We start from the raw sequence: 21,833 nt of genomic DNA on the forward strand, positions 1-21,833 counted from the left end.
TGCGAGGAGGCTTGGTCAAGGGAAATCTTTACACTGTCAATATGGCGTCCTATAGCTGGCCGATGGGCAAGAGCGAAATCAGGACAGAAACCGCGCGCGGCGCGCGCGCCCCAAAGAAGGCGAGTGCGCTGGCGCGTTCCGCGCGACGCCCGGCGAGCGTCAAGTCCGAGGCGCCCTATCATCACGGCGCCCTGCGCGAGGCGCTGCTCCAGGCCGCCGAACGGGTGCTGGAGCGTGACGGGCTCGCCGGCCTGACTTTGCGTGCGGTGGCGCGCGAGGCGGGGGTCTCGCATGCCGCGCCCACCCATCATTTCGGCGACCTCACCGGGCTTCTCAGTGAGCTCGCGGCGGTCGGCTTCCGCCAGTTCAATGCGGCGATGGCCTCGTCCTCTGACAGCGCCACCACCCCGCTCGAGCGCGCGCTGGCGCGGCCGAAAGCCTATGTCGCCTACGCCCAGGCTCATCCCGGCATGTACGGCATCATGTTCCGCACCGAGCGCCTGGACTATTCCAGGCCGTCGCTGCACGAGGCCGCCGAGGCGTCCTTCGCCGGGCTCGCCAATGCCGTCGGCATGATGCGGCAGGAGCAGATCAGCGGCGACGCGCTGACGCTCAATCAGGGCGCCGCGATCGCGCGTGCCTGGTCGATGGTGCACGGTTTTACCATGCTGCTGCTCGATGGGCGGCTGGAGGATATTCTGGGGCGCCTGCCTGAGGGCACGACTCCCGAACGCCTGCTCGAGGCGATGCTGATGTCGCCGGTGACGGGGAAGTTGCCGGGTCCCTGATTGATTGCCAGCGAGCGCCTACCGCATCGTCGCGAGTTCGACGGCGCGGCCGCGCGCGCCGATGATCTTCACCTCGTCCTTGCCGCAGGTAAAGCTGCGGGCGAACTCGTCTGCCGCCTTGCGCGCCAGCTCATTGGCGTTCCGGTTGGCGATCGCATCGACATAGGCGACGTGGCAGACGGGGCCGGGTGGCAGCCGCGTCACGATGAGCATGGCCTTGGTGTTCGGCCGCCCCTGCTTGTCGGGATCGGTGCCATCGGCGATGTGCCAGCGCTGGATCATCGCAAACGGCTTGGCCCCCGCGGTCCGCCATTCGACGGTGGTGTCGGACGAGTTGAACGGAGCGAACCAGACTTTTGCCGCCGGTTCCTCGGCCGCGGCCTTGCGATTGCGGCCGACGGAGACGACCTCACGAAGATCATCCTCGGCGATCAGGACCACGAGGCCATCCTTGCCCTTGCAGACCCGCGTGGTGCTGCCGTCGAGCTCGCTGGGCTTGCCGATCTGGCGGCAATCCTTCGAGGCCGTCGAGCTATATTGGCTGCCCACGGATTGGGCGTCGGCGCGGTCGAGACCGCTGCAGATCAGCAACATGGCCAGGAGCAATATGGCCAAGGTTGCGGTGGTGATGCGGAACATGACGATGCCTTTGATCGAGCGGGAACTCCGTACCGTCAGACGTCTTGATTGTGGGCAAGGTTCAAACAGGCTCGACAGACACCTGACAGCGGCGCGGAATCGTTCTAGAAGAGCGGCTTCGCTTGGGCTCTTTCAGCCTCGTTCGCGTCCTCGTTTTTCGTGATCATGCCAGCCACCTCGTCCAACAAACCTTATCGCGTCGGCCGCTCGAAAACCGGGCTCGGCCTCTTCGCCACCAAGCCCATCAAGAAGGGCACCCGGATCATCCGTTATTACGGACCGATCCTGGACTCCCGGATTCCCGCGCACGACGACATCGAGAACAAATACCTGTTCGAGCTCAACGGCCGCTGGACCATCGACGGCTCGGTGCGCAAGAACCTCGCGCGCTACATCAACCATTCGTGCCGGCCCAACGCCGAATCCGACGTCCGGCCGCGCGAGCGCAAGGTCTTCATCCGCGCCATCAAGAACATCGAGCCGGGCGACGAGATCAATTACGACTACGGCACCGATTATTTCAAAGCCTACCTGAAGCCGATCGGCTGCAAGTGCGAATCTTGCGAGAGGAAGCGCAAGAAACTGCGCGCCGAGGCGCGGGCCGAACGCGCCAAGGTGAAGGCGCGCACGGAGGGCAAAGCGCAGAAGGCGGGGGCGAAGGCCGCCAAAAAGAAGAAGCTCAACGGCGTCGCTGTTGGCAAGGCGAACGGCCGCGCGCGGGCGTAGCCTAAGTTCGAGCTTCCGGCACAACTGTCATGCCCCGCGAAAGCGGGGCATCCAGTACGCCGGGGCCTTTCCGTATGCGACGACTGCCTCTGGAATACTGGGTCGCTCGGTCAAGCCGGGCGACGACAGCGAGTGATGTGGCCTCAGGCAGCCAGCACACTCCCGCTCCTGCGCAATCCCACATATTGCAGTTCGGCAAACACGCCGGTCGCGATCGCCTGTGCCACGACCATGAGCTCGCCGGCAAGGTTCGGCGACACCGCGCCCGAGAGCAGCAGCGCAATGCTGCCGACCGTCCAGGCCGCGTTGCCGACGACGACCAGCAGCACGAGCGGCTTTGCCACGGAGGCGCGTGAGGCGAGCCAGCCGACGAGCGCCGTGTAGGCGATCAGGAACAGGCCGGTCTCGCGCAGCAGCGCTTCGGGCAGGTTGAACAGCGAGGCGAACGCGCTGGCGCCGAACGTGAAGCCGAGAGCGGCGACGCCGCTGAAGATCGCGTCGGCAAGAAGCGCGCGGCGAAGGAAGGTGGATGCGTCGATCATCGTGGGTCTCCATGGTTGGGGTGGGCTCGAGGTGAAACTCAGTGCAATCCGCGCCACCAGGCCCGAAGCAGGCGGGCGAGGCGGAACGGGCAGAGGCTCCTGCCGACGCTGTGCTCGAAGGCCGTGACCTGCGCGACGACGTAGTCGCCGGTCGAATGCACCAGCGGCTCGGGCATGTTGAGGCTGCGCGCCAGCATCCGGGTTGCGAGCGCCATGGCCCAGGGAACTAGCTGGTCTGTGACGGTCCGGTAGAGCAGCAGTGCGATCATGGTCGTCTCCTGTTGCGACCCAAGATGCGCCGGCCCGAGGACCAATTCGATTACCTCCGACGTAATGGAAGGGCCGAAATCTGCGTGGTAGGTTCTCGACCATGAACGCACATGCAGCCACGGCACAGGCCGAACGCAGCCAACCGATTCATATCGGCGACCATTTGCGCGAATGGCGGCAGCGCCGCCGCATGAGCCAGCTCGATCTTGCCGGCGAGGCCGAAATCTCGGCGCGGCATTTGAGCTTCGTCGAGACCGGCCGTGCCGCACCCTCTCGCGACATGGTGCTCAGACTCGCCGAGCGGCTCGACGTGCCCTTGCGCGAACGCAACGTGCTGCTGGTCGCCGCCGGCTATGCCCCCGCCTTTCCGCAGCGCCCGCTGGAGGATCCCGCATTGAAATCAGCTCGCCAGGCGATCGACCTCGTCCTCAGGGCGCACGAGCCCAATCCGGCGCTGGCCTATGACCGGCACTGGAATCTGGTCTCGGCCAATCGCATGCTGGCGCCGCTGCTCGCCGGCATTCCGCAGCGACTGCTCGGCCAGCCCTTCAACGTGCTGCGGCTCGCCTTCCATCCGGAGGCGCTGGCGCCGCGCACGGTCAATCTCGCGGAATGGTGCGGGCATCTTTTGGAGCGGCTGCACAGGCAATGCGAGGCGACCGCTGATCCCGAGCTGATCAAGCTGTACAACGACCTGAAGAGCTATCCGATCCCGGCGCGCGCGGCGCCGCTGTCGAGCGACAATGTCGCGATCCCCTTCAAGCTGCGCCACGACGGGGAGATACTCAGTTTCTTCTCCACCACCATGGTGTTTGGCACGCCCGTCGACATCACGCTGTCGGAGCTGGCTCTGGAAACCTTCTTCCCGGCCGACGAGCGCACTGCCGAGCGGCTCCGACAAATGGCAGCAGCCATGGGCTAGCGGCCTTGCCTCGGCATGGGTTCGGCTTATCTTTGACCACGAACCCGCAACGCCCGAAGGAGGCGCTCATGAGCACCCTAAAGCCGCTCCAGATCGACGTCGTTTCCGACGTGGTATGCCCCTGGTGCTATATCGGCAAGCACCGGATCGAGAGTGCGCTGGCGCTGGTGCCCGACGTTCCGGTCAAGCTCAATTTCCGTCCCTTCTTCCTTAACCCGTGGGTGCCGTCCGAGGGCATCAGCCGGGAGGAGTATCTCACCAAGAAGTTCGGCTCGGTCGAGGCCTATAAGGGCATTGCGGGACGCGTCGTTGCGGCCGCGGGCGAAGAGGGGCTCGTCTATCGGCCCGAGCTTGTCGCGCGTCAGCCCAACACCACCGACTGCCACCGCCTGATCCTCTGGGCCGAGGCGATCGGCAAGGCGCCCGAGATGAAGCAGCGCCTGATGGAGCTCTACTTCCGCGACGGCGGCGACCTCACCGATTTGAACGTGCTGGTGCAGGCGGCTGCCGATGTCGGCCTCGATGCCGCCGACATGCGCAAGCGCCTCGCGACCGACGAGGACGTCGCCCGCGTATCGGCGGACGCGCAGGAAGCCGCCGAGAAGGGCATCTCCGGCGTGCCGACCTACGTGTTCGCGCAAAAATACGCCGTCTCCGGCGCGCAGGATCCCAACATGCTCGCGCGCGCCATCCGCGAGGTCTCGGCGGAGATCAACGCCCAGGCGGCGGAGTAATCTGTTGAGGTTGAATATGTCTTCGGCTTGGGCGACTATCGAGGTTGTGAGGTCGCCATGAAGATCAAGATAGTTGTTCACGAAGCTGAAGAGGGGGGCTTTTGGGCTGAGGTCCCGGCGATTCCTGGTTGTGCCACCGAAGGCGATACAATGGATGAGCTGATGGCCAACCTCCGAGATGCGATCGAGGGCTGCTTATCCGTGGAAGTCGCGCCACCCGAACCGGGCGGCGTTGAGCAGATTCTGGAATTGCCTGCGTGAAGTCAATTTCTGGTCGGGAGTTCGCACGAATTGTCGAGCGTCACGGCTGGAGTTTGCTTCGGATCAGCGGCAGTCACCACATCTACGGTAAACCCGGCAGCATCGTGCGGCTCTCGGTCCCCATTCACGGCAACAAGCCGCTGAAGGCCGGATTACTGCGTCATCTCATCAAAATAGCTGAGCTGTCTGACGCGGATTTGTAGCCCGTCACCTCCTGATCAAGTGCACCGCGGTTCGCATCGCTTTGCGCGCGGCATAACACGCCGCGAGCGCTCCATGAACGAGCGCGACGATGGGATCGTTCCGCCGCAACGGTATCAGCACGTCGCCGACGGCGAAGCGCCCGCGCCAGATCGGGTTGATCATGGGGTGATCGGCGCTCGCCGTGGAATCCGCGCTGGCGATGGCCGGATCGGCGCAAAGGCGGCGGGTGAGCTCGATCGTGAGCTGCACGCCCGGCGAATATCTGGCAAAGCGCTCGTCGATACCGAGCTTGAAGAAGAAAGCGCGATCCTGATGGCGCAGTACGATGCCGGCGGCCACCGGCGTTGCGCCGGCGCGAAGGGTGACGATCTCGCATTGCGCGGTTTCTGCCAGCGCGCGAACGGCGCGGCGGATGAAGGTTGCATCGCCGGCATGCTGGACCAGCGCGGTTCCGCGCTTGCCCTTCCAGCCACTGGCTTCGAGCTGCAGGAATGTTTCGAGCGCCGGTCCGATCTCGTCGGAGCTGTGCGCGACGTCGAATACGACGGCGCCGTGGTCTTCGAGACGATGGCGCTGGCGGCGCAGCTCCTTGAGCTTTTTGGTGCCGAGCGCGTCGCGTAGCAGCGTCTCAGCGTTCTGGGTCGCGTCGAGGCTGGCGCGGATGTAGGAGCTCAGGAGGCGCGGCTTCAGGCCGTCGCGATTCAGAATCTGGTTGAGGGCGGTCATTGCCGCCCCATCGAGCGCCACATCGTTCAGCACGAGCGCATGCGCTCCGGTTGCGCGGGCCTGCTGCAACAGGCGCGTCGCTGCCTCGATCGGGGCATCGCGGTCGATCAGCGGGCTGCACAGCGTGCCGTAGGGATGGGCGCTCACCAGCGCGGGCAGGGGGATCTTCCATGCCCGCCAGAGCGAGATCACCGGCATAAGCCCGATCAGCCGCGATCCATCGTATGCGGTAAGCGCCGAGGCATCGGTGCGGCCGCGCGCGGTTGCACTGACAGCGAGCTCCCAGCCCGGCAGGTAATATCCGTTCGGCTCGATCGCGCGCTGCGCGAGTGCGCGCCACTGGCCGGGTTCGATCGCCGTAAGCGGGACACGCGCGCGCGCCGCCGCGGCAGGCTTTGCCGATGCCGGATTGATCGCAGCCTGGTGCGCGATATCGACCACGTCCCGTCGTCCCCGTTCAGGAGGCCATGCTTAGCGCAAAGATTGGAAAATACCGTTGGGACGCCGCTTCAATTCGAGTGGTAATATTAACGTCTCGTTGAGCATCCGCCGGATGTGCCGATGGATACGACAGAATTGCTCTCGACCCGGAGGATCATCATGGTCGTCACACCTTTTACGCCGATTGCGTCGCTCTTTGGCGGCGCGTTGATCGGCCTGTCCGCCGTGCTGCTGATGTGGATGACGGGGCGAATCGCGGGAGTCAGCGGAATCGCGGCGCGGCTGTTTCCGCCTTACGAGGATCGGCAATTCGCCGGCCGGCTCGCCTTCGTCGCGGGCCTCGTCATCGCGCCCGTCCTGGTGCGCCTTGTCACCGGAAGCCTGCCGGCGCAAACGATCGCCGCCGGAACGCCGCTTCTGATTGTCGCGGGACTGCTCACCGGCTTTGGCGCGGTGTGGGGTAGCGGTTGCACCTCCGGCCACGGCGTCTGTGGCTTGTCGCGGTTGTCGGTGCGATCGCTGGTCGCGACCATGACCTTCATGGCGGCCGGCATGGCGACCGTGTTCGTGATGCGGCACTGGAGCTGACCGCGATGACAATCCTCATTCAATTCGGGATCGGTGTGGTCTTTGGCCTTGGCCTCATCGTCTCAGGTATGTCGAACCCGGCAAAGGTCCTGAATTTCCTGGACGTTGGCGGCATCCCGGCAGGAACGTGGGATGCAAGCCTCGCTTTCGTGATGGCTGGCGCGGTCGCGGTGACCTTCATCGGCTTCAGCCGCGTCTTGAAACTGGCGCGGCCTGTCTTCGCCGATCGCTTCTATGTCCCAACGCGAAAGGATATCGATCCGAGAATTATCGCCGGTCCCGCCATCTTCGGTATCGGCTGGGGCCTTGTAGGCTTTTGTCCAGGCCCGGCGTTGACCGCGCTCGGATTTGGTTCCGCCTCCGCATTCATCTTCGTCGCCGCGATGTGTGCTGGCATGGTGCTCGCCCGCTTCATCGCGCAGCTTCCGTCGGCAACGCGTGTCGTCACGCCGGCAGATCCGCTCGAAACCTGACATGGACAGGACCGGGCGAGTTGTCTCGTCCGGTCCTGCCTGTCATGTCCTGCCTGTCATGGCTTCATCGACTACCAGCGATCGCCGACACCGACGCCAACACTGACGCCGGGCGCGCGGATGCCGACCGCCGCCGCGCGGACCATCGTCCCAGTCACGATAGGTGCGGCGCTCGTAGTAACGGTCGCGCGGCATGGTCGCGTAGGAGTCGCGCACGATCACGCGCGAACCGCCGCGGGTCCGATAGCAATTGCCGGAATCGTCGCAGACCAGCCGCACTTGCTGGACGAGATCGGGGCTGGTGTATTCGCTGGTCGTGTAGACGTCGGCGGCCTTCGCGCCGCTCACCGCTGCCAAGGCTCCGACGCCAGCCAGCAATGCGATCGTGAATGTCCTCATCATGTCCTCCTCGAAACTGCCCTCGGCGGTAACAAGAAGGGGAGGCGGCGATCGTTCCGGCAGAACTACAGGTTTTTCCCGGAACCGGACCGCTTGTCGACTTGATCCGTTCCCTAGATCGGCTCGTAGCTTTCCGATCCGCAGATATCGTCCGCCTCGGCGCGGCGGCGATCGACCACCTTTCCGCCTGATATGGTCACGATGTAAGTCTGTGGGCCGAGCGGCGATCCGGTCGCCGAGGTGAGCTGGGCGCGGACGCAAGCTGTCCAGCCTGGTCCCCGCACCTCACGATGGGGCGTGGCGACATGCACCTCACGCGGATAGGACGTGCTGAGGAAGACGAATTCGATCTGCTCGCGCACGACGCGTTTGACGTCGGGGGGCGCTTCGGGCGGCGGCTGCTCGGCCTCCTTCATGCGCATGAACTCGGGCACCGGTGCGCGGCTGTCGGCAAAGCCGCAGGCCCCGAGCGCGAGCGCGCTGGCCAGCAGCGCGGCATGAACAATGATCCGCAACATCCGTGAAGGTCCCCTGCGGGCCAAAATAGGCACGAATGCGATCCGACGAAGACCCGGCCGATCAAGATTTGCTGAAGCCAGCATTTCCCGAAGCCAAGATTTCCTCAGGCCCTGGAGCCCGCAGCATTGGCTATTCCATAATTGCCGGCTAGTTTGTGCCCCAGACGAGGGGGATTGCGCCCATGAGGATTTTGGTCATAGCGGCCGCGGTGCTGGCGCTGGCGGTTGCCTCCGCGCAGGCGCAGATGGGCGGCGGCAGGCGTCAGCCTAACGAGGGCGGCCAGAAGGCGGACAACAAGCCCAAGGTCGACGAGAAGGCCTACAAGGCCGCGCTCGAGCGCATTCCGGAATCCAAGGAGAAGTACGATCCGTGGAGCGGGGCGCGTCCGCCTGAACCTGCCAAGAAGCCGAAATAGGTGAGGCGGGCGCTGGCGACCTGCCCCCGGTATTTGGCAGCTCTCATCACGTTCCTCTTGTTTTCGTCGCGGCCAGGCATCGCCTGGGAGAGCTGGGGTGGCGATCCCGGCGGCTCGCGCTTCTCGCCATTGCGAGAGATCACGCCCGACAATGTCGGCAACCTGGTTCGGGCCTTCGAATTCCACACGGGCGATCTCGCGGCGCGGCCGCCCGGGGTGATGCGGCGAACCAAATTCCAGGCGACGCCGCTGTTCGTCGAGGACAGTCTGATCTTCTGCTCGCCTTTCAACGAGGTGATCGCGCTCGATCCCGGCACGGGCGCGCAGAAATGGCGCTACGATCCGAAGATCGCGATCAACCAGCGTCCCGCCAACCGCTACGTCTGCCGCGGCGTCACCTACTGGCTCGACGACGAGGCGCCTGTAGATGCCTCATGTCGATCGCGCATCTTCATGGGCACCAACGATGTCCGCCTGATCGCGCTCGATGCGAAGACGGGAATCCCCTGTGCCGACTTCGGCAAGGGCGGTGAGGTCAGGCCCGATATAGGCATGAAGCTGGAATGGCCCGGCGAATTCCAGATCACCTCGCCGCCGGCAGTCGGCCGGGGTGTGATCGTGGTCGGCTCCGCGATCGGCGACAACCGCCGCGTCGACGCACCGAGCGGAATCGTGCGCGCGTTCGACGCGCGCAGCGGTCAGCCACGCTGGACCTTCGAGCCGCTCAAGCGCGATGGCATCGAAGCCGGTCACGCCAATGTCTGGGCGCCGATGTCGGTCGACGCGGCGCGCGGACTGGTATTCCTGCCGACGTCCTCGCCGTCGCCGGATTTCTGGGGCGGCATGCGGCCTGGCGATAACGAGCATGCCAATTCGGTGGTCGCGTTGCGCATCGAGACCGGCGCGCTCGTATGGGCATTCCAGACCGTGCATCACGACGTCTGGGATTACGATCTGCCGGCGCAGCCGACGCTCACGCGCATCGACACCGGCGAAGGTCAGCGCGATGTCGTGATCCAGCCGACCAAGCAGGGCTTTGTCTTCGTGCTCGATCGCGACACCGGCAAGCCGGTGTGGCCGGTCGAGGAGCGCAGCGTTCCGCAGGGGGCCGCGAAAGGTGAACGGCTGTCGCCCACGCAGCCATTCCCGACGCATGTGCCACCGCTGATGTCGCAAAAAATCTCGGCTGAGGATGCGCTCTCGCTCGTTCCGGGCCTGCGTCGCTCAGCTTGCGAGAAGCAGTTCGCAGAGGCGCGCAACGAGGGCCTGTACACGCCACCCTCAACGCAAGGCACGCTGGAGTTTCCCTTCACCGGCGGCGGCGTCAACTGGGGTAGTGCGGCCTTCGATCCCGTCAACCAGATCCTTTATGCCAACACCAGCCGGGCCGTTCATCTCATCAAGCTGATTCCGCGGGCGGAGGCGGCCGGATTCGAGCCTCCGCCCGGTCATGATTTCGGCCAGCAGAATGGTGCGCCGTTTGCGATGTCACGTGCGGTGGCAATGTCGCCGCTCGGGCTTCTTTGCAACAAGCCGCCCTGGGGCGAGATGGTCGCGGTCGATCTGAAGGCCGGCAAGATCCTCTGGCGTTCGACGGTGGGCACCACCGAGGATCTCGCCCCGCTCGGCGTGCCGCTGCCATGGGGTGCGCCGCTCGTCAACGGGCTCGCGGTCACGGCAGGCGGGCTCGTTTTCACCGGCGCGATGGACGCCTATTTGCGCGCCTTCGATGCGCGAAGCGGAAGGGAGCTGTGGCAAGGCCGGCTGCCGGTGCCCGGAGTCGCCAATCCGATGACCTATCTCTGGAAGGGCGAGCAGTATGTTGCCATCGGCGCCGGCGGCCACTCCGAGGCAGGCACCTCGATTGGCGACAGCGTCGTTGCGTTTCGCCTGGCGCGGCCGGGCGAGGGGCCGTCGTTATGGTCGCGTACCATCGATCGTCCCGGTGGACGATTTTTTGCAGCATCATCGGCGATCGCGCTCGCGATTGTCGCGCTCGTGGTTGTAAGCCTGCGCTGGCGTCGCCGACGTCGTATCGCGCGAACATGACGCAGCATCGCGCGCGCGATGCGAACGATCGTTCACATCATGCGCACTACTGTTCGAAAGCGACGCCGATGCGCCTCTCGCTGCGCCAGACGGGGCGGCATTTGCGCACGAAATTGTCGCGCGCGATTGCGAGCGTGAACGATTGCGGCACTGTGACGAGGGCATCGAGGTCGATTGCGGCGCCGTTCGCCGACATGTTTCGCACCGTGCACGTGATGCCGCAATTTTCAAAGGTGATCGTTCCACCCTTGAAAACACGGTAACGCTGCGCTGCACGCTTCTCGATCATCCGCGTTAATCCATAATGATATTTGTGAAGTAGTGCATAGAAATTACGTTGAACTAAATTCAATACTGGCGCTACTTGCACAGCGCTTCAGATTTCGTTTACGACGTCGAAGCGGAAGTCACTCCGCGGATTTTCCCCCAAGCCGTTCCTTTGTGGCGCTACGCGCCGATGGAGATATTGATGAAGACCACGTTCTCGCTTCTGTTCGCCGTAGCGCTCTCGCTGTCGTCCATGCCCGCCCACGCCACCAAGCTCGATCTCGCGACCATGAGCTGCAAGCAGTTCCTGGAGAGCGGCGACGACACCATCAAGATGGTGCTGACCTGGATGGATGGCTGGTACAAGGGCGATGAAGAGAACGCGATCATCGACACCGACGTGTTCGTCGAGAACGCCAAGCAGTTCGGCAGCTATTGCGGAAAAAATCCGAACGTCAGCATCGTCACGGCGGCTGACGAAGTGCTCGGCAAGTAACTTCTCCCGCGTGACGGCGCGAAGCGCGATCGCGCTTCCTGTCTCGACATGACGCCATCGAGAGCCGCGGTGCGCTGTGCGCTCACGCGGCTTTCTTCTTTGATGCTCACCCCGGCAGCATCGCGAACGCGCTCGACACCATCGCCACCGGCTTGTTGTCGGTGGCCGAGAGCAGCGTGACCCGGCCAAAGCTCATGGTGCGCCCGAGTCGCACCACGCGGGCGTCGGCCAGCACGTCCGACGAGGAGACCGCGCGCATGAAATGCGTGGTCTGGTCGACCGTCGTCATCGGACGATAGCCGCGGTTGGCGGCGAGGTTCGCAATCACCATGGCGGTATCGGCGAGCGCCATCAGCGCCTGGCCGCAGACCACGCCGCCGTTGCGGCACAGGCGCTCCGAGAACGGCATGCGCAGGAGCGCTGCCGGCTGCCAGTCCGGCACGTCCGGCGGCGGCAGGTGCTCGATGCGCTCGACCGACAGGTTGAGATCCTGGACCCAGGGCGCAAAGACCTCGCCGAGGATGCGTCTGGCTTCAGTGATGCCGAACTCGGCTTCTGGCTGCGATGGCATTGCTGTCGTTTCCTCCGTGTTGCCGGATGTTCGGCATTCCGAGCGGACCGGCGCGGCAAAGTCACCCGGACTGCCGCGGGTCCCGTCGGCTTGAAAATGCCTGACTTCGCCCGGTATGATGCCACGGAGTGGGTATGGGTGGGTGATGTTGCGTCGGTATGTCCTCGTGTTTTGTCTGGCCGGTCTCGGCCTGTTGCTGAACGGGTGCACCAAGTGCGGCCCGATCTGGGACGACTGGCTCCACGCGCCGAAATCGTGCAAATCGGACCGGCTCTAGCGGGCCGAGCGGCCCCTGCGGTTGTGCCAGGGGTGACAAGGCGCGGGCGACCCGCGCCGCCATGGATGATCAAGGAGTCGATGATGAAGCTTTTCCGTATGGCCGCGGTGCTGGCTGTTCTGGCGGGACCGACCGTGCTGGCGGGACCGGCCTATGCGCAGATGCCCAATCTCAATTTGCTGCAGGAGGGGCCTGGCAAGACACCCGAGGAGAAGGCTGCGGAAGCGGAGCGTGACAGGGCCTACAAGGAAACGCTGAAGAAGATTCCGGATTCCAAGGCCTCCAACGATCCCTGGGGCGGCATGCGCTCCGACCCGCCGAAGCCGTCGGCGGCGCCAAAGGCGTCGGCCGCGACCGGTGCGCCGAAGAAGAAATCCGGCACGACTGCCAATTGACCTTCCGCCCGATCGGAGGCGGCCGGCCTCCGGCCGGGACTCCACTTCGGCCGGCCTGCTTCCTACATTGCGCGAGAGCGTATTGCGTAACGGAGGCGGGACATGGCCGATCGTCCGCGAGATCTCGCCGAGCGGATGGCGCGCCGGCGCAAGATGGGCGGCACACCCGGCGCGACGGCCGGCGACGGTTATCTGCGCGAGACCTTCACGCTGCCACGCGCGGCGGCACGGGAGAGGGCGCAGGCTTTCTTCGCCCGCTACCCCAAGGCCGGCTATATGAGCGCGGTCGAGACCTGGCGCGAGCTGCCCGGCGGGGACATCGAATTCACGATGCGGCGGCTGCCCAGCGCGGATTAGGGCCGGCCCCTATTCGAAGGTTTCCGATGTGATGCGGATCCGGAACACGGGCTCCTTGGCCTCGTCCAGCAGCTCCATGTGCCATTCGGAATTTTCCTGGAGCTTGCGGGCGATGCCGGCGGCCATGTCGGCGCAGACGCTGGTCATCTCCTTCCAGGCCAGATCGCGATCGGCAAATTCCGACGCCTGGTCGGCACAGCCGGAATAGCGGCCGTTCCGGATTCGAAAGAAGTAGAGCGGCATGGTTCGCACCGATCGCGCCTGATGGCTCCGTCCCCACGGCCATAATCGCGGGCAGTCCAATCCCAAACCGTCGGCAGATCAATTCCGGTCGGCTACGGAATAGCCCCATGGGCGCCGCTGCGTCCTATAGGCCATGACGGCTGCGGCGCGCCGGGGCGCGCCAGCCGCCGCCGATCTCGGTCCTGCCGTTTAGGCTTGCCGCTCAGGCCGTGTCGCGCCCGATCGCCTTCAGCTCGCGATCGATGCGCAGCTGCACCCGCCGGATCGCCAACAGATCGATCTTGGTCTCGGTCCGGCCGGTCTTGATCTGCTCGCCGATCCGGAACTGCCACTGCCAGATGCCGGGAAGTGCCGTCTTGGCGACGGTGAACTCGACGCCCCTGTGATTCATGGCCTTCTCCCACGATTCACTTCCATCACTGAGAACATGCTGGGCGGCATAATATTCCTGGGAAAGCTAATCTGTCGGTAAGCCCCGGATAGCGCACGGCTATCCCGCAAACGCACGCGCTACCGCCGCCGGCGGCGGCGCGAGACCTCTCCGTGGTTCTCCGGCCATGAACAGAGTTCCTGGGATGGGTAAGGGCGCCTTCCGGAACGCGGCGGCATGTGCCTTGCTTGGTCCGATGACGGTCAGCAACATGGGCGCGTCATGCTGGGCATTCCCCGCCGCTATTCTCATTTCGTGTTCGGAATCATCCAGTCCGGACTGACCTCGCTGGTCGCCGCGGGCATCGCCAGCTTTCCCGCAGGGAACGCGCTGGACTTCCTCGCGCACTGGATGGTGTCGTGGCTGATCGCATGGGCGGCGATGCTGCCGATCGTGCTGCTCGCGGCGCCGGCGATCCGCGCCTTCTCGCTGCGTCTGACGCAGGAGGAGGCCGGCTCGCAAACCGGCCGGCCGGCATGAAAATCGGCATGAAAATCGGCAAAGAAATCGGCAAGGAAATCAGCATGAAAAAACCCCGCTTGGAAGAACCAAGCGGGGAGAAGGTTATTGGAGGCTGAGGTGCTGGGCTGCAACACCATAGCCAGGCGACCCTAGCCGGCTCAGCTTACGACAGCCTGACAAGGCCCGACGGTGGCAGCGAAAGCCAGGGCGCGGGGGCCGCAGACTGGCCCCGCACCGGTCCCAATTTCGACATCCGTTCGCACAACTCAGGACACAACCGCAGGCGAGATTCCGCAGCGACGGTGGTGCCATGGGGGAAACGTGGCGCACCGGCAACGGGGTGGCATCATGGACAACGTAGAGCGGTCATTCGCCGCCGCGACGGCGGCTGGCTTCGTAGTGCTGGTGATCGGCATCGGGTTGCTGGTTCTGCTGTAGGCGATGTTGGGTGCCGGGACGGCTCCGGGGGTGGAAAGGCCCGTGCGCGCCTTTTTAAAAAACACGAAAACAACCCCATGCACAGTAGCCTGCCGGAAAATTCCGTCGTTCAATCAATGAGTTAGTGGTAGTATTCAGGTACCTTATCGCCTCGGATTTCACCTCCAAGGCCCTGCGAATCCCCATTCCCGTGTCGATCTCCGTGAGATCAATGGCGGTCGCTCGGGCACCGTCGCCAGCGCGGTCCCGGCGCCAAACACCGCCGCCTGCCGAGTCGGTAGGCCTGCTCGGTCAGCTCCTAAGCCCTCGTCGTGGCCGCTTTAGTGAACCTTGATCGCGTCCAGCGGCAAACGGAGCTCGGCGGCACGCTCTTCGCGGTCCTTCTTGCGGAACTCGTTTTCCTTGCGCTCGAACTTGCGCATCTCCTCCTGCGCCGCCTCCAGCAGTGGATTGCGCCGGCTCGTATCGTGATGCGTGTTGTTCGTCATGACTGAGGTCCCCAGAGTTGCGGTCCCGTCCAAGACTCCCATGCAAGAGAAGGCCGCAGACCGCGAAAAGGTTCGGTGCCGCAGGATTACGGAATTCTGACGGCGCGCGGGGCATCCGTCTTTGATGCGCGTCATTTAACGCGCAAATCCGCAAAAGAACATATTGCGAACCTAGAACAAATGGGGTACATTGATTTTATCGCCGCGCCGCCTCGCCAGCCGTTTGTCCCTCTAGCGAATCCTCGCCATAAGGAGCACGACCCAATGTCCACCACTGCCCTGCGTATCGTCGAAGGATCTTCCATGGACAAGAGTAAAGCTCTGGCCGCCGCGCTCTCCCAGATCGAGCGGCAGTTCGGCAAGGGCTCGGTGATGAAGCTCGGCAAGAACGACCGTTCGATGGACGTCGAGGCGGTCTCCTCGGGCTCGCTCGGGCTCGACATCGCGCTCGGGATCGGCGGCCTGCCGAAGGGGCGCGTCGTGGAGATCTACGGGCCGGAATCCTCGGGCAAGACCACGCTGGCGCTGCACACGGTGGCGGAAGGGCAGAAGAAGGGCGGCATCTGCGCCTTCATCGACGCCGAGCACGCGCTCGACCCGGTCTATGCGCGCAAGCTGGGCGTCAACATCGACGAGCTCCTGATCTCGCAGCCGGACACCGGCGAGCAGGCGCTGGAAATCTGCGACACGCTGGTGCGCTCCGGCGCGGTCGACGTGCTGGTGATCGATTCGGTCGCGGCCCTGGTGCCGAAGGCCGAGCTCGAGGGCGAGATGGGCGATGCACTGCCGGGTCTGCAGGCCCGCCTGATGAGCCAGGCGCTGCGCAAGCTGACGGCGTCCATCAACAAGTCCAATACCATGGTGATCTTCATCAACCAGATCCGCATGAAGATCGGTGTGATGTACGGCTCGCCGGAAACCACCACCGGCGGCAACGCGCTGAAATTCTATGCCTCCGTCCGCCTCGATATCCGCCGCATCGGCGCGATCAAGGAGCGCGACGAAGTGGTCGGCAACACCACGCGCGTCAAGGTCGTCAAGAACAAGCTGGCGCCGCCGTTCAAGCAGGTTGAATTCGACATCATGTACGGCGAGGGCGTCTCCAAGATGGGCGAGATCCTCGATCTCGGCGTCAAGGCCGGCATCGTCGAGAAATCCGGCGCATGGTTCTCCTATGACAGCCAGCGTCTTGGCCAGGGCCGCGAGAATTCGAAAGCATTCCTGAAGGCCAACCCGGACATCACCGCCAAGATCGAGACCTCGATCCGTCAGAACTCCGGTCTGATCGCCGAGCAGATTCTCGCCGGCAGCCCCGAGCGTGACGCCGACGGCGAAGAGCCGGGCGACGAGTAAGCTTCAACAGTAGAGTTTTTCGCGAGGAGCGGGCGCTGAGGACGTTGAGTTGCCGACGTCTTCGGCGCCTGTTTCGTTTTGCGTGGGGGCACCGGGTGGTGCGATGAAGCGTCTGATCTTGACCAGTTCGTCCGGAGGCCAGCTCGCACGATCCGGGTTGGCGGAGCTTGTCATCTCGTCCTCGTTTCACTTTGAGTGGGGACCGCTGCCCTCGCCCGAGAAGCTCGCAGCCTATTTCGCGCCGCGTTCGGCGAATCTCGGGCCGGGTGATCATTGGTCTGATTGGGGCATCCGGTGGCCCAAGAGCATCAAGGATCGCAAAGACTTGTCGCTTGCGGACTTCTGCGAGCAATATGACGTGGTTGAACTTTGGTTCGACCCAGCTCCCCGGGATCAATTGCAGCTCGTCTGCCTGCTGGACCACCTCAGCTCCTGCTCCTCGCTGGTGGGAAAGCTTAAACTTCGACTTGTGGCATCCGAGCTGACGACAGCACACGGTGAGGATCTCGCTGCATCCGAGCCGCACATTCATGTCGTGCCTGTTAGGGCCCAGGAGTTCGAGACTGCCCGGTTGGCGTGGTCGGCCTACCGCGCAATGACCCCTGAGGCGTGCGTCGATCTCCTTTACCAGGATCTCAGTGCATTGCTGATGCTGCGCCCGGCCTTGCTCGATCTCTTGGCAGAACTCCCGTCGCCTTCGACGGGACTCGGTGCGACCGAGATGCGGTTCTTGGAGATGCTTGCCAGAGGGTTTGCGAACACGGGTTCGTTGTTTCACCTGCGCTCGCATCGGCGAACATATGTGTTCGGAGAATTTGAGTTGGGTTCGTTGCTCGAGGGGCTCGCGCTCGGCCCCAGGCCCGTAGTGGCCGGGCTGGGCGACGAACTGCGCACAATCGATCGCGAAAATTTAAGAGCTCGGCACGAGGTCTATCTCCGCAGCCGGTTGTCACTGACCGAGTTCGGGGAGGCTGTTCTGGCTCACCAGGAGGATTTCAGTCGCCACAATCCGATCGACCGCTGGTGGGGTGGCACGCATCTGACCAATGATCGGCTGTGGCGTTACGGGTCTGTTTTGACGACGCCATCGTGAAGTCATTGGCATGACACACCTTGTTTCGACGACAGATTTGACCGTTGCCGGCGCCACACAGCGCGCCGGACTCCTTTGAGAGCTGATCGTGTCACATCTGATTTTGACCACGAACCATCTTGCGGCAGACACGCTTCGCCAGTCCAAACTGGCGAATATCGCGCTCGGCTTCTACACGCGCTTCGTCTGGAGGAAATTGCCTTCCGCAGAGCAGCTTTTAATGGGGCTGGAGCGGCGGTCGGCAAAGCACTGCAATCCAGGCGATCATTGGCTCGACGACGTTTGTCGAGACTGGCTGGAAGGTTTCGGCACGCGCGATATCGGTTTCTTCGAACTCTGCACGAAGTTTGACTCAATCGAATTGTGGGTTGATCCTCGACCAAACGATCAGCTCGTACTCGTCTGGCTGCTCGACCTGCTTCGCCCTTACAAGGAGATCACGACGAAGCTCAGCCTGGTGCATACGGATGACAAGGTCGCCAACTATGCTCCAGAGTCTGTCGCAAAATGGAAGCTGCCGGCCTTCAAGGTGACCGACAACCATTTGGTTACGGCCAGCCGCGCCTGGCAGGCCTATCGGGCTGAAACGCCAAAGCCCTGTTTCGATCTTCTGATGACGGATATGACGATGCTGCCGAGACTTCGACCAGCGCTCATTGCGTTGCTTGAAGAGCTTCCGGACAGCGTCACGGGCCTAGGTGCCAGCGAAATGGATATTCTGGATTTTGTGAACGACGGGCACACGGACCCGAGGCGTGTCACCGAAGCGTGGTGGATGCGAGATGTGTTCGACGAAAACGACGCGCGCGATGCTTTGCTCGAATTGGGGGCACATTCGGCGCCGGCGGTCCTCTTGGGCGATCCGGCGTTCGACAATGAGGCCCGCTACTTCGGCAAGAGCGAGTGGAAGGTCACGCTGACCGCACTCGGGCGTTCAATTTTTGCGCGCGAAGACGACATGTGGCGCCACAACCGGATCTATCGCTGGTGGGGTGGCACGGAGCTGACCAACGAACGGCTTTGGCGATGGGATCGCGAAAGCCGATTGCTGGTTGCGCCTTAGATAAATAAAATCGTGTGCCGTAGGCTGTAAGATGGGTGGAGCGAAGCGAAACCCATCGCACTTCCATCCTTAGACCGGAATGCAGGGATGGGTTTCGCTACGCTCTACCAATCCTACGCATCGTGTTACTCCGCCGCCTCCGCATAATCGCTCACCGGCGGACACGAGCACACCAGGTTGCGGTCGCCATAGACGTTGTCGACGCGGCCGACCGGGCTCCAGTATTTGTCGGTGCGCGAGGTGCCTGCGGGGAAGCAGCCCTCGGCGCGGGTGTAAGCGCGCTTCCAATCGTCGTCCGCGATGTCGTGCACGGTTGTGCGGGGCGTGCCGGAGCGGCGACGCCTCGATCTTGAAGCGACCCGCTTCAACCTCGGCGATCTCCTTCCGAATCGCGATCATGGCATCGCAGAAACGATCGAGCTCCGCCTTGGATTCCGATTCGGTCGGCTCGATCATCAGCGTGCCCGGCACCGGGAAGCTCATGGTCGGCGCGTGGAAGCCGTAGTCGATCAGGCGCTTTGCGATGTCGTCGACGGTGACGCCTGAGGTCGTCTTCAGCGCGCGGGGATCGACGATGCACTCATGCGCGACGCGGCCCTTTTCGTTCTTGTAGAGCACCGGGAAATGCGCATCGAGCCTGGCTGCGACGTAGTTGGCGTTGAGGATCGCGATCTCGGTGGCGCGCTTGAGGCCTTCGCCGCCCATCATCAGGATGTAGATGTAGGAGATGGTCAGGATCGAGGCTGAGCCGAACGGCGCGGCCGAGACTGGGCCGACCGGCGCATTCCCATCCGTCGCGGGATGACCCGGCAGGAACGGCTTAAGGTGCGCCTTGACGCCGATCGGGCCCATGCCCGGGCCGCCGCCGCCATGCGGGATGCAGAAGGTCTTGTGCAGGTTGAGATGGCTGACATCGGCGCCGTAATCGCCGGGCCTGCTAAGGCCGACCTGCGCGTTGAGGTTGGCGCCGTCGAGATAGACCTGGCCGCCATGGCCATGCACGATGTCGCAGATCTCGCGGATATGCTCCTCGAACACGCCATGGGTCGAGGGATAGGTGATCATGACGGCGGCGAGGTCGTTCGAATGCTTCTCGGCCTTGGCGCGGAGATCGTTGACGTCGACGTCGCCGTTCTTCTCGCAGGCGACCACCACCACGTCCATGCCGACCATCGCGGCCGAGGCCGGATTTGTGCCGTGGGCGGAGGAGGGGATCAGGCAGATCTTGCGGTGGGTCTCGCCACGCGCCGCGTGATAGCCGCGGATGGCCAAAAGCCCGGCATATTCGCCTTGCGCGCCCGAATTCGGCTGCAACGAGATCGCGTCATAACCGGTGATGTCGCACAGCCACTTCTCCAGGCGCGCGAACAGCGCGTGATAGCCGCGGGCCTGCTCGCGCGGGGCGAAGGGATGCAACGAGCCGAATTCCGGCCAGGTCAGCGGCATCATCTCGGTGGTCGCGTTCAGCTTCATGGTGCATGAGCCGAGCGGGATCATCGCGCGGTCGAGCGCAAGGTCGCGATCACTGAGCTTGCGCATGTAACGCAGCATCTCGGTCTCCGAGCGATGCGCGTGGTACACGGGATGAGTGAGGAAGGAGGTCGCGCGCTTGAGCGCCTCCGGCAGCGCCTCGCGTGTGGTCGCGTCGATCTCGGCGTAGGCAAGCTGGCCGCCGAAAGCGCGCCAGACCGCTTCCACCGTCGCGGGCGTCGTGGTCTCGTCGAGCGCGATGCGCAAGCTGTCGTCGCCAACGCCGAGATTGATCTTCTCGGCGGCCGCGCGCGCGACGATCTCGGCACGCTTCGCGCCTGTAACCCACGCTGAGCGTGTCGAAGAAGCTGTCGGATTGTAGAACAAAGCCGAGCTTGCGCAGGCCGGCGGCCAGCACCGCCGTGCGGCGATGCACGTTGCGTGCGATCTGGGTCAAGCCTTCGGGGCCGTGATAGACCGCATACATCGAGGCGATCACTGCGAGCAGCACCTGCGCGGTGCAGATGTTGGAGGTCGCCTTTTCGCGACGGATGTGCTGCTCGCGGGTCTGCAGCGCGAGGCGATAGGCCGGCATCCCGCGCGAATCCACGGACAGGCCGACGATGCGGCCGGGCAGCGAACGCTTCAGTGCATCGCGCACCGCCATATAGGCCGCGTGCGGTCCGCCATAACCCATCGGCACGCCAAAACGTTGTGCCGAGCCGATGGCGATGTCCGCGCCGAGCTCGCCGGGCGAGGCGAGCAGTGTCAGCGCCAGCAGGTCGGCCGCGACGATCGCGAGCGCGCCCCTGGCCTTCAGGCTGGCGATCGCGGGCCTGAGGTCGCGCACGGCGCCTGAACTGCCCGGATATTGCAGCAGCGCACCAAGCACGTCGGTCTTGTCGAGATCGGTAAGGGGATCGCCGACGACCAGGGTCCAGCCCAGGGGCTCCGCGCGCGTGCGCATCACCGCAAGCGTCTGCGGATGCACGTCCTTGTCGACGAAGAAGGCCTTTGCTTCAACTTTCGAGTGCCGCTCCGCGAGCGCCATCGCTTCGGCGGCCGCGGTTGCTTCGTCGAGCAGCGAGGCGTTGGCGACGTCGAGCCCGGTGAGATCGCAGATCATGGTCTGGAAGTTGAGCAGCGCCTCGAGCCGGCCCTGGCTGATCTCGGGCTGGTAGGGCGTGTACGCCGTGTACCAGGCCGGGCTCTCCAAGATGTTGCGCTGGATCACCGCCGGCAGGATCGTGCCGGAATAGCCTTGACCGATCAGCGAGGTGAAGACCTGGTTCTGGGCGGCGAGCTCGGCCATATGCGCGATCGCCTCGGTCTCGCTGAGCGGCTTGCCGAGATCGAGTGGAGTCGTCTGCCGGATCGAAGCGGGCAGCGTCTGCGCCATCAGCGCATCGACGCTGTTTGCGCCGACTGCCTCGAGCATCGCGGTGACATCGCGTGCCGAGGGGCCGATGTGGCGGCGTACGAAGCCGGTGGTGTCGCCATTGGATTTGCGGTGCGCGGTCATCATGGGTCCTCGCTTTAGATGTTCTTGTCGCCGTCATGCCCGCAGGCGCAGGGGCAATCGCATAAGGGGATCAGATCACATTGCTTCTGCACGTCCGTGCCACAAACTCGTCATGCCCGGGCTTGTCCCGGGCATCCACGTTCTTGGTGCCGCGCGAAGGCCGTGGATGGCCGGGACAAGCCCGGCCATGACGTTGTGGGAACATCGCGTAC

At 64.0% G+C, this 21,833-nt stretch carries 27 protein-coding genes and 2 pseudogenes; 17 read left to right on the top strand and 12 right to left on the bottom strand.

Going from position 1 to position 21,833, the window contains the following annotated elements; translation table 11 throughout:
* The first annotated feature begins 62 nt into the window (after positions 1 to 62).
* Positions 63 to 788: a TetR/AcrR family transcriptional regulator gene (locus ACVIN2_RS35540; protein WP_456769860.1), complete on the top strand. Its 726-nt coding sequence runs from the start codon at positions 63 to 65 to the stop codon at positions 786 to 788.
* 18 nt (positions 789 to 806) lie between these two features.
* Here ACVIN2_RS35540 and ACVIN2_RS35545 read toward each other — a convergent pair whose 3' ends face one another.
* Positions 807 to 1,427, bottom strand: coding sequence for a hypothetical protein (locus ACVIN2_RS35545; RefSeq protein ID WP_456769174.1), 621 nt, complete (start codon positions 1,425 to 1,427; stop codon positions 807 to 809).
* A gap of 165 nt (positions 1,428 to 1,592) precedes the next feature.
* On the opposite strand from ACVIN2_RS35545, the gene ACVIN2_RS35550 reads away from it, so the two are divergent.
* The gene (locus ACVIN2_RS35550; protein ID WP_456769861.1) at positions 1,593 to 2,153 is read left to right on the top strand and encodes an SET domain-containing protein; all 561 of its coding nucleotides are present in this window, start codon (positions 1,593 to 1,595) and stop codon (positions 2,151 to 2,153) included.
* A gap of 143 nt (positions 2,154 to 2,296) precedes the next feature.
* On the opposite strand, the gene ACVIN2_RS35555 is transcribed toward ACVIN2_RS35550, so the two are convergent.
* Both ACVIN2_RS35555 and ACVIN2_RS35560 read right to left on the bottom strand, forming a co-directional pair.
* Positions 2,297 to 2,695, bottom strand: a complete 399-nt coding sequence (locus ACVIN2_RS35555) for a hypothetical protein (protein WP_018456396.1) — start codon at positions 2,693 to 2,695, stop codon at positions 2,297 to 2,299.
* Positions 2,696 to 2,733: 38 nt separating this feature from the next.
* Positions 2,734 to 2,964, bottom strand: coding sequence for a hypothetical protein (locus tag ACVIN2_RS35560; RefSeq protein ID WP_026233166.1), 231 nt, complete (start codon positions 2,962 to 2,964; stop codon positions 2,734 to 2,736).
* Positions 2,965 to 3,065: 101 nt separating this feature from the next.
* Between ACVIN2_RS35560 and ACVIN2_RS35565 the strand changes: the two genes are divergently transcribed.
* The 4 genes from ACVIN2_RS35565 (at position 3,066) to ACVIN2_RS35580 (ending at position 5,085) form a co-directional block, all read left to right on the top strand.
* Complete coding sequence (locus ACVIN2_RS35565; protein ID WP_456769175.1) at positions 3,066 to 3,887, top strand: helix-turn-helix domain-containing protein; 822 nt, start codon at positions 3,066 to 3,068, stop codon at positions 3,885 to 3,887.
* 68 nt (positions 3,888 to 3,955) lie between these two features.
* Positions 3,956 to 4,621, top strand: coding sequence for a DsbA family oxidoreductase (locus ACVIN2_RS35570; protein WP_456769176.1), 666 nt, complete (start codon positions 3,956 to 3,958; stop codon positions 4,619 to 4,621).
* Positions 4,622 to 4,678: 57 nt separating this feature from the next.
* A complete protein-coding gene (locus tag ACVIN2_RS35575) occupies positions 4,679 to 4,882 on the top strand; it encodes a type II toxin-antitoxin system HicB family antitoxin (protein ID WP_456769177.1) in 204 nt (67 codons plus the stop codon).
* Complete coding sequence (locus tag ACVIN2_RS35580; protein ID WP_456769178.1) at positions 4,879 to 5,085, top strand: type II toxin-antitoxin system HicA family toxin; 207 nt, start codon at positions 4,879 to 4,881, stop codon at positions 5,083 to 5,085. The genes ACVIN2_RS35575 and ACVIN2_RS35580 overlap by 4 nt, the downstream gene beginning before the upstream one ends.
* A 4-nt stretch (positions 5,086 to 5,089) precedes the next feature.
* Here the strand turns inward: ACVIN2_RS35580 and ACVIN2_RS35585 are convergent, their stop codons facing one another.
* The gene (locus tag ACVIN2_RS35585) at positions 5,090 to 6,253 is read right to left on the bottom strand and encodes a GNAT family N-acetyltransferase (protein ID WP_456769179.1); all 1,164 of its coding nucleotides are present in this window, start codon (positions 6,251 to 6,253) and stop codon (positions 5,090 to 5,092) included.
* Positions 6,254 to 6,412: 159 nt separating this feature from the next.
* Between ACVIN2_RS35585 and ACVIN2_RS35590 the strand changes: the two genes are divergently transcribed.
* Positions 6,413 to 6,841, top strand: coding sequence for a YeeE/YedE family protein (locus ACVIN2_RS35590; RefSeq protein ID WP_456769862.1), 429 nt, complete (start codon positions 6,413 to 6,415; stop codon positions 6,839 to 6,841).
* A gap of 5 nt (positions 6,842 to 6,846) precedes the next feature.
* A complete protein-coding gene (locus ACVIN2_RS35595) occupies positions 6,847 to 7,314 on the top strand; it encodes a DUF6691 family protein (protein ID WP_456769180.1) in 468 nt (155 codons plus the stop codon).
* A gap of 71 nt (positions 7,315 to 7,385) precedes the next feature.
* Here ACVIN2_RS35595 and ACVIN2_RS35600 read toward each other — a convergent pair.
* A pseudogene (locus ACVIN2_RS35600) lies at positions 7,386 to 7,716 on the bottom strand (hypothetical protein).
* Between the two features lie 110 nt (positions 7,717 to 7,826).
* Positions 7,827 to 8,231, bottom strand: a complete 405-nt coding sequence (locus ACVIN2_RS35605) for a hypothetical protein (protein WP_456769181.1) — start codon at positions 8,229 to 8,231, stop codon at positions 7,827 to 7,829.
* Between the two features lie 182 nt (positions 8,232 to 8,413).
* Here ACVIN2_RS35605 and ACVIN2_RS35610 point away from each other — a divergent pair, with 182 nt between their 5' ends.
* Both ACVIN2_RS35610 and ACVIN2_RS35615 read left to right on the top strand, forming a co-directional pair.
* A complete protein-coding gene (locus ACVIN2_RS35610; protein WP_007602200.1) occupies positions 8,414 to 8,647 on the top strand; it encodes a hypothetical protein in 234 nt (77 codons plus the stop codon).
* Between the two features lie 33 nt (positions 8,648 to 8,680).
* The gene (locus ACVIN2_RS35615; RefSeq protein ID WP_456769182.1) at positions 8,681 to 10,696 is read left to right on the top strand and encodes a pyrroloquinoline quinone-dependent dehydrogenase; all 2,016 of its coding nucleotides are present in this window, start codon (positions 8,681 to 8,683) and stop codon (positions 10,694 to 10,696) included.
* A 46-nt stretch (positions 10,697 to 10,742) separates the two neighbouring features.
* On the opposite strand, the gene ACVIN2_RS35620 is transcribed toward ACVIN2_RS35615, so the two are convergent.
* Complete coding sequence (locus ACVIN2_RS35620; protein ID WP_456769183.1) at positions 10,743 to 10,985, bottom strand: PilZ domain-containing protein; 243 nt, start codon at positions 10,983 to 10,985, stop codon at positions 10,743 to 10,745.
* A gap of 180 nt (positions 10,986 to 11,165) precedes the next feature.
* Between ACVIN2_RS35620 and ACVIN2_RS35625 the strand changes: the two genes are divergently transcribed.
* Positions 11,166 to 11,459: an HdeA/HdeB family chaperone gene (locus ACVIN2_RS35625; RefSeq protein ID WP_456769184.1), complete on the top strand. Its 294-nt coding sequence runs from the start codon at positions 11,166 to 11,168 to the stop codon at positions 11,457 to 11,459.
* Between the two features lie 106 nt (positions 11,460 to 11,565).
* On the opposite strand, the gene ACVIN2_RS35630 is transcribed toward ACVIN2_RS35625, so the two are convergent.
* Positions 11,566 to 12,030 (bottom strand): PaaI family thioesterase, encoded by a 465-nt coding sequence (locus tag ACVIN2_RS35630; RefSeq protein ID WP_007612196.1) that lies wholly within the window; start codon positions 12,028 to 12,030, stop codon positions 11,566 to 11,568.
* A 360-nt stretch (positions 12,031 to 12,390) separates the two neighbouring features.
* Between ACVIN2_RS35630 and ACVIN2_RS35635 the strand changes: the two genes are divergently transcribed.
* Both ACVIN2_RS35635 and ACVIN2_RS35640 read left to right on the top strand, forming a co-directional pair.
* A complete protein-coding gene (locus ACVIN2_RS35635) occupies positions 12,391 to 12,702 on the top strand; it encodes a hypothetical protein (protein WP_026233159.1) in 312 nt (103 codons plus the stop codon).
* Positions 12,703 to 12,804: 102 nt separating this feature from the next.
* Positions 12,805 to 13,059 (top strand): hypothetical protein, encoded by a 255-nt coding sequence (locus ACVIN2_RS35640; protein ID WP_456769185.1) that lies wholly within the window; start codon positions 12,805 to 12,807, stop codon positions 13,057 to 13,059.
* 9 nt (positions 13,060 to 13,068) lie between these two features.
* On the opposite strand, the gene ACVIN2_RS35645 is transcribed toward ACVIN2_RS35640, so the two are convergent.
* Both ACVIN2_RS35645 and ACVIN2_RS35650 read right to left on the bottom strand, forming a co-directional pair.
* Positions 13,069 to 13,302, bottom strand: a complete 234-nt coding sequence (locus tag ACVIN2_RS35645) for a DUF6894 family protein (protein ID WP_247351877.1) — start codon at positions 13,300 to 13,302, stop codon at positions 13,069 to 13,071.
* A 202-nt stretch (positions 13,303 to 13,504) separates the two neighbouring features.
* Entirely contained in the window at positions 13,505 to 13,693 is a 189-nt protein-coding gene (locus ACVIN2_RS35650; protein WP_456769186.1) for a hypothetical protein, read from the bottom strand.
* Between the two features lie 261 nt (positions 13,694 to 13,954).
* On the opposite strand from ACVIN2_RS35650, the gene ACVIN2_RS35655 reads away from it, so the two are divergent.
* Positions 13,955 to 14,212 carry a DUF2798 domain-containing protein gene (locus ACVIN2_RS35655; RefSeq protein ID WP_456769187.1) on the top strand — a complete coding sequence of 86 codons (258 nt, stop codon included), beginning with the start codon at positions 13,955 to 13,957 and terminating at the stop codon, positions 14,210 to 14,212.
* A gap of 740 nt (positions 14,213 to 14,952) precedes the next feature.
* On the opposite strand, the gene ACVIN2_RS35660 is transcribed toward ACVIN2_RS35655, so the two are convergent.
* Positions 14,953 to 15,120 (bottom strand): hypothetical protein, encoded by a 168-nt coding sequence (locus tag ACVIN2_RS35660; RefSeq protein WP_456769188.1) that lies wholly within the window; start codon positions 15,118 to 15,120, stop codon positions 14,953 to 14,955.
* Between the two features lie 264 nt (positions 15,121 to 15,384).
* Between ACVIN2_RS35660 and recA the strand changes: the two genes are divergently transcribed.
* The 3 genes from recA to ACVIN2_RS35675 all read left to right on the top strand — a co-directional run bounded on the left by recA (position 15,385) and on the right by ACVIN2_RS35675 (position 18,629).
* Positions 15,385 to 16,473, top strand: coding sequence for a recombinase RecA (recA, locus tag ACVIN2_RS35665; protein ID WP_007602214.1), 1,089 nt, complete (start codon positions 15,385 to 15,387; stop codon positions 16,471 to 16,473).
* Positions 16,474 to 16,576: 103 nt separating this feature from the next.
* Positions 16,577 to 17,566 (top strand): hypothetical protein, encoded by a 990-nt coding sequence (locus ACVIN2_RS35670; RefSeq protein ID WP_456769189.1) that lies wholly within the window; start codon positions 16,577 to 16,579, stop codon positions 17,564 to 17,566.
* A gap of 88 nt (positions 17,567 to 17,654) precedes the next feature.
* Positions 17,655 to 18,629, top strand: coding sequence for a hypothetical protein (locus tag ACVIN2_RS35675; protein WP_456769190.1), 975 nt, complete (start codon positions 17,655 to 17,657; stop codon positions 18,627 to 18,629).
* 125 nt (positions 18,630 to 18,754) lie between these two features.
* On the opposite strand, the pseudogene gcvP reads toward ACVIN2_RS35675, so the two are convergent.
* A pseudogene (gene gcvP, locus ACVIN2_RS35680) lies at positions 18,755 to 21,621 on the bottom strand (aminomethyl-transferring glycine dehydrogenase).
* Positions 21,622 to 21,833: the final 212 nt, after the last annotated feature.

The sequence above is a fragment of the Bradyrhizobium sp. USDA 3650 genome (assembly GCF_054057395.1).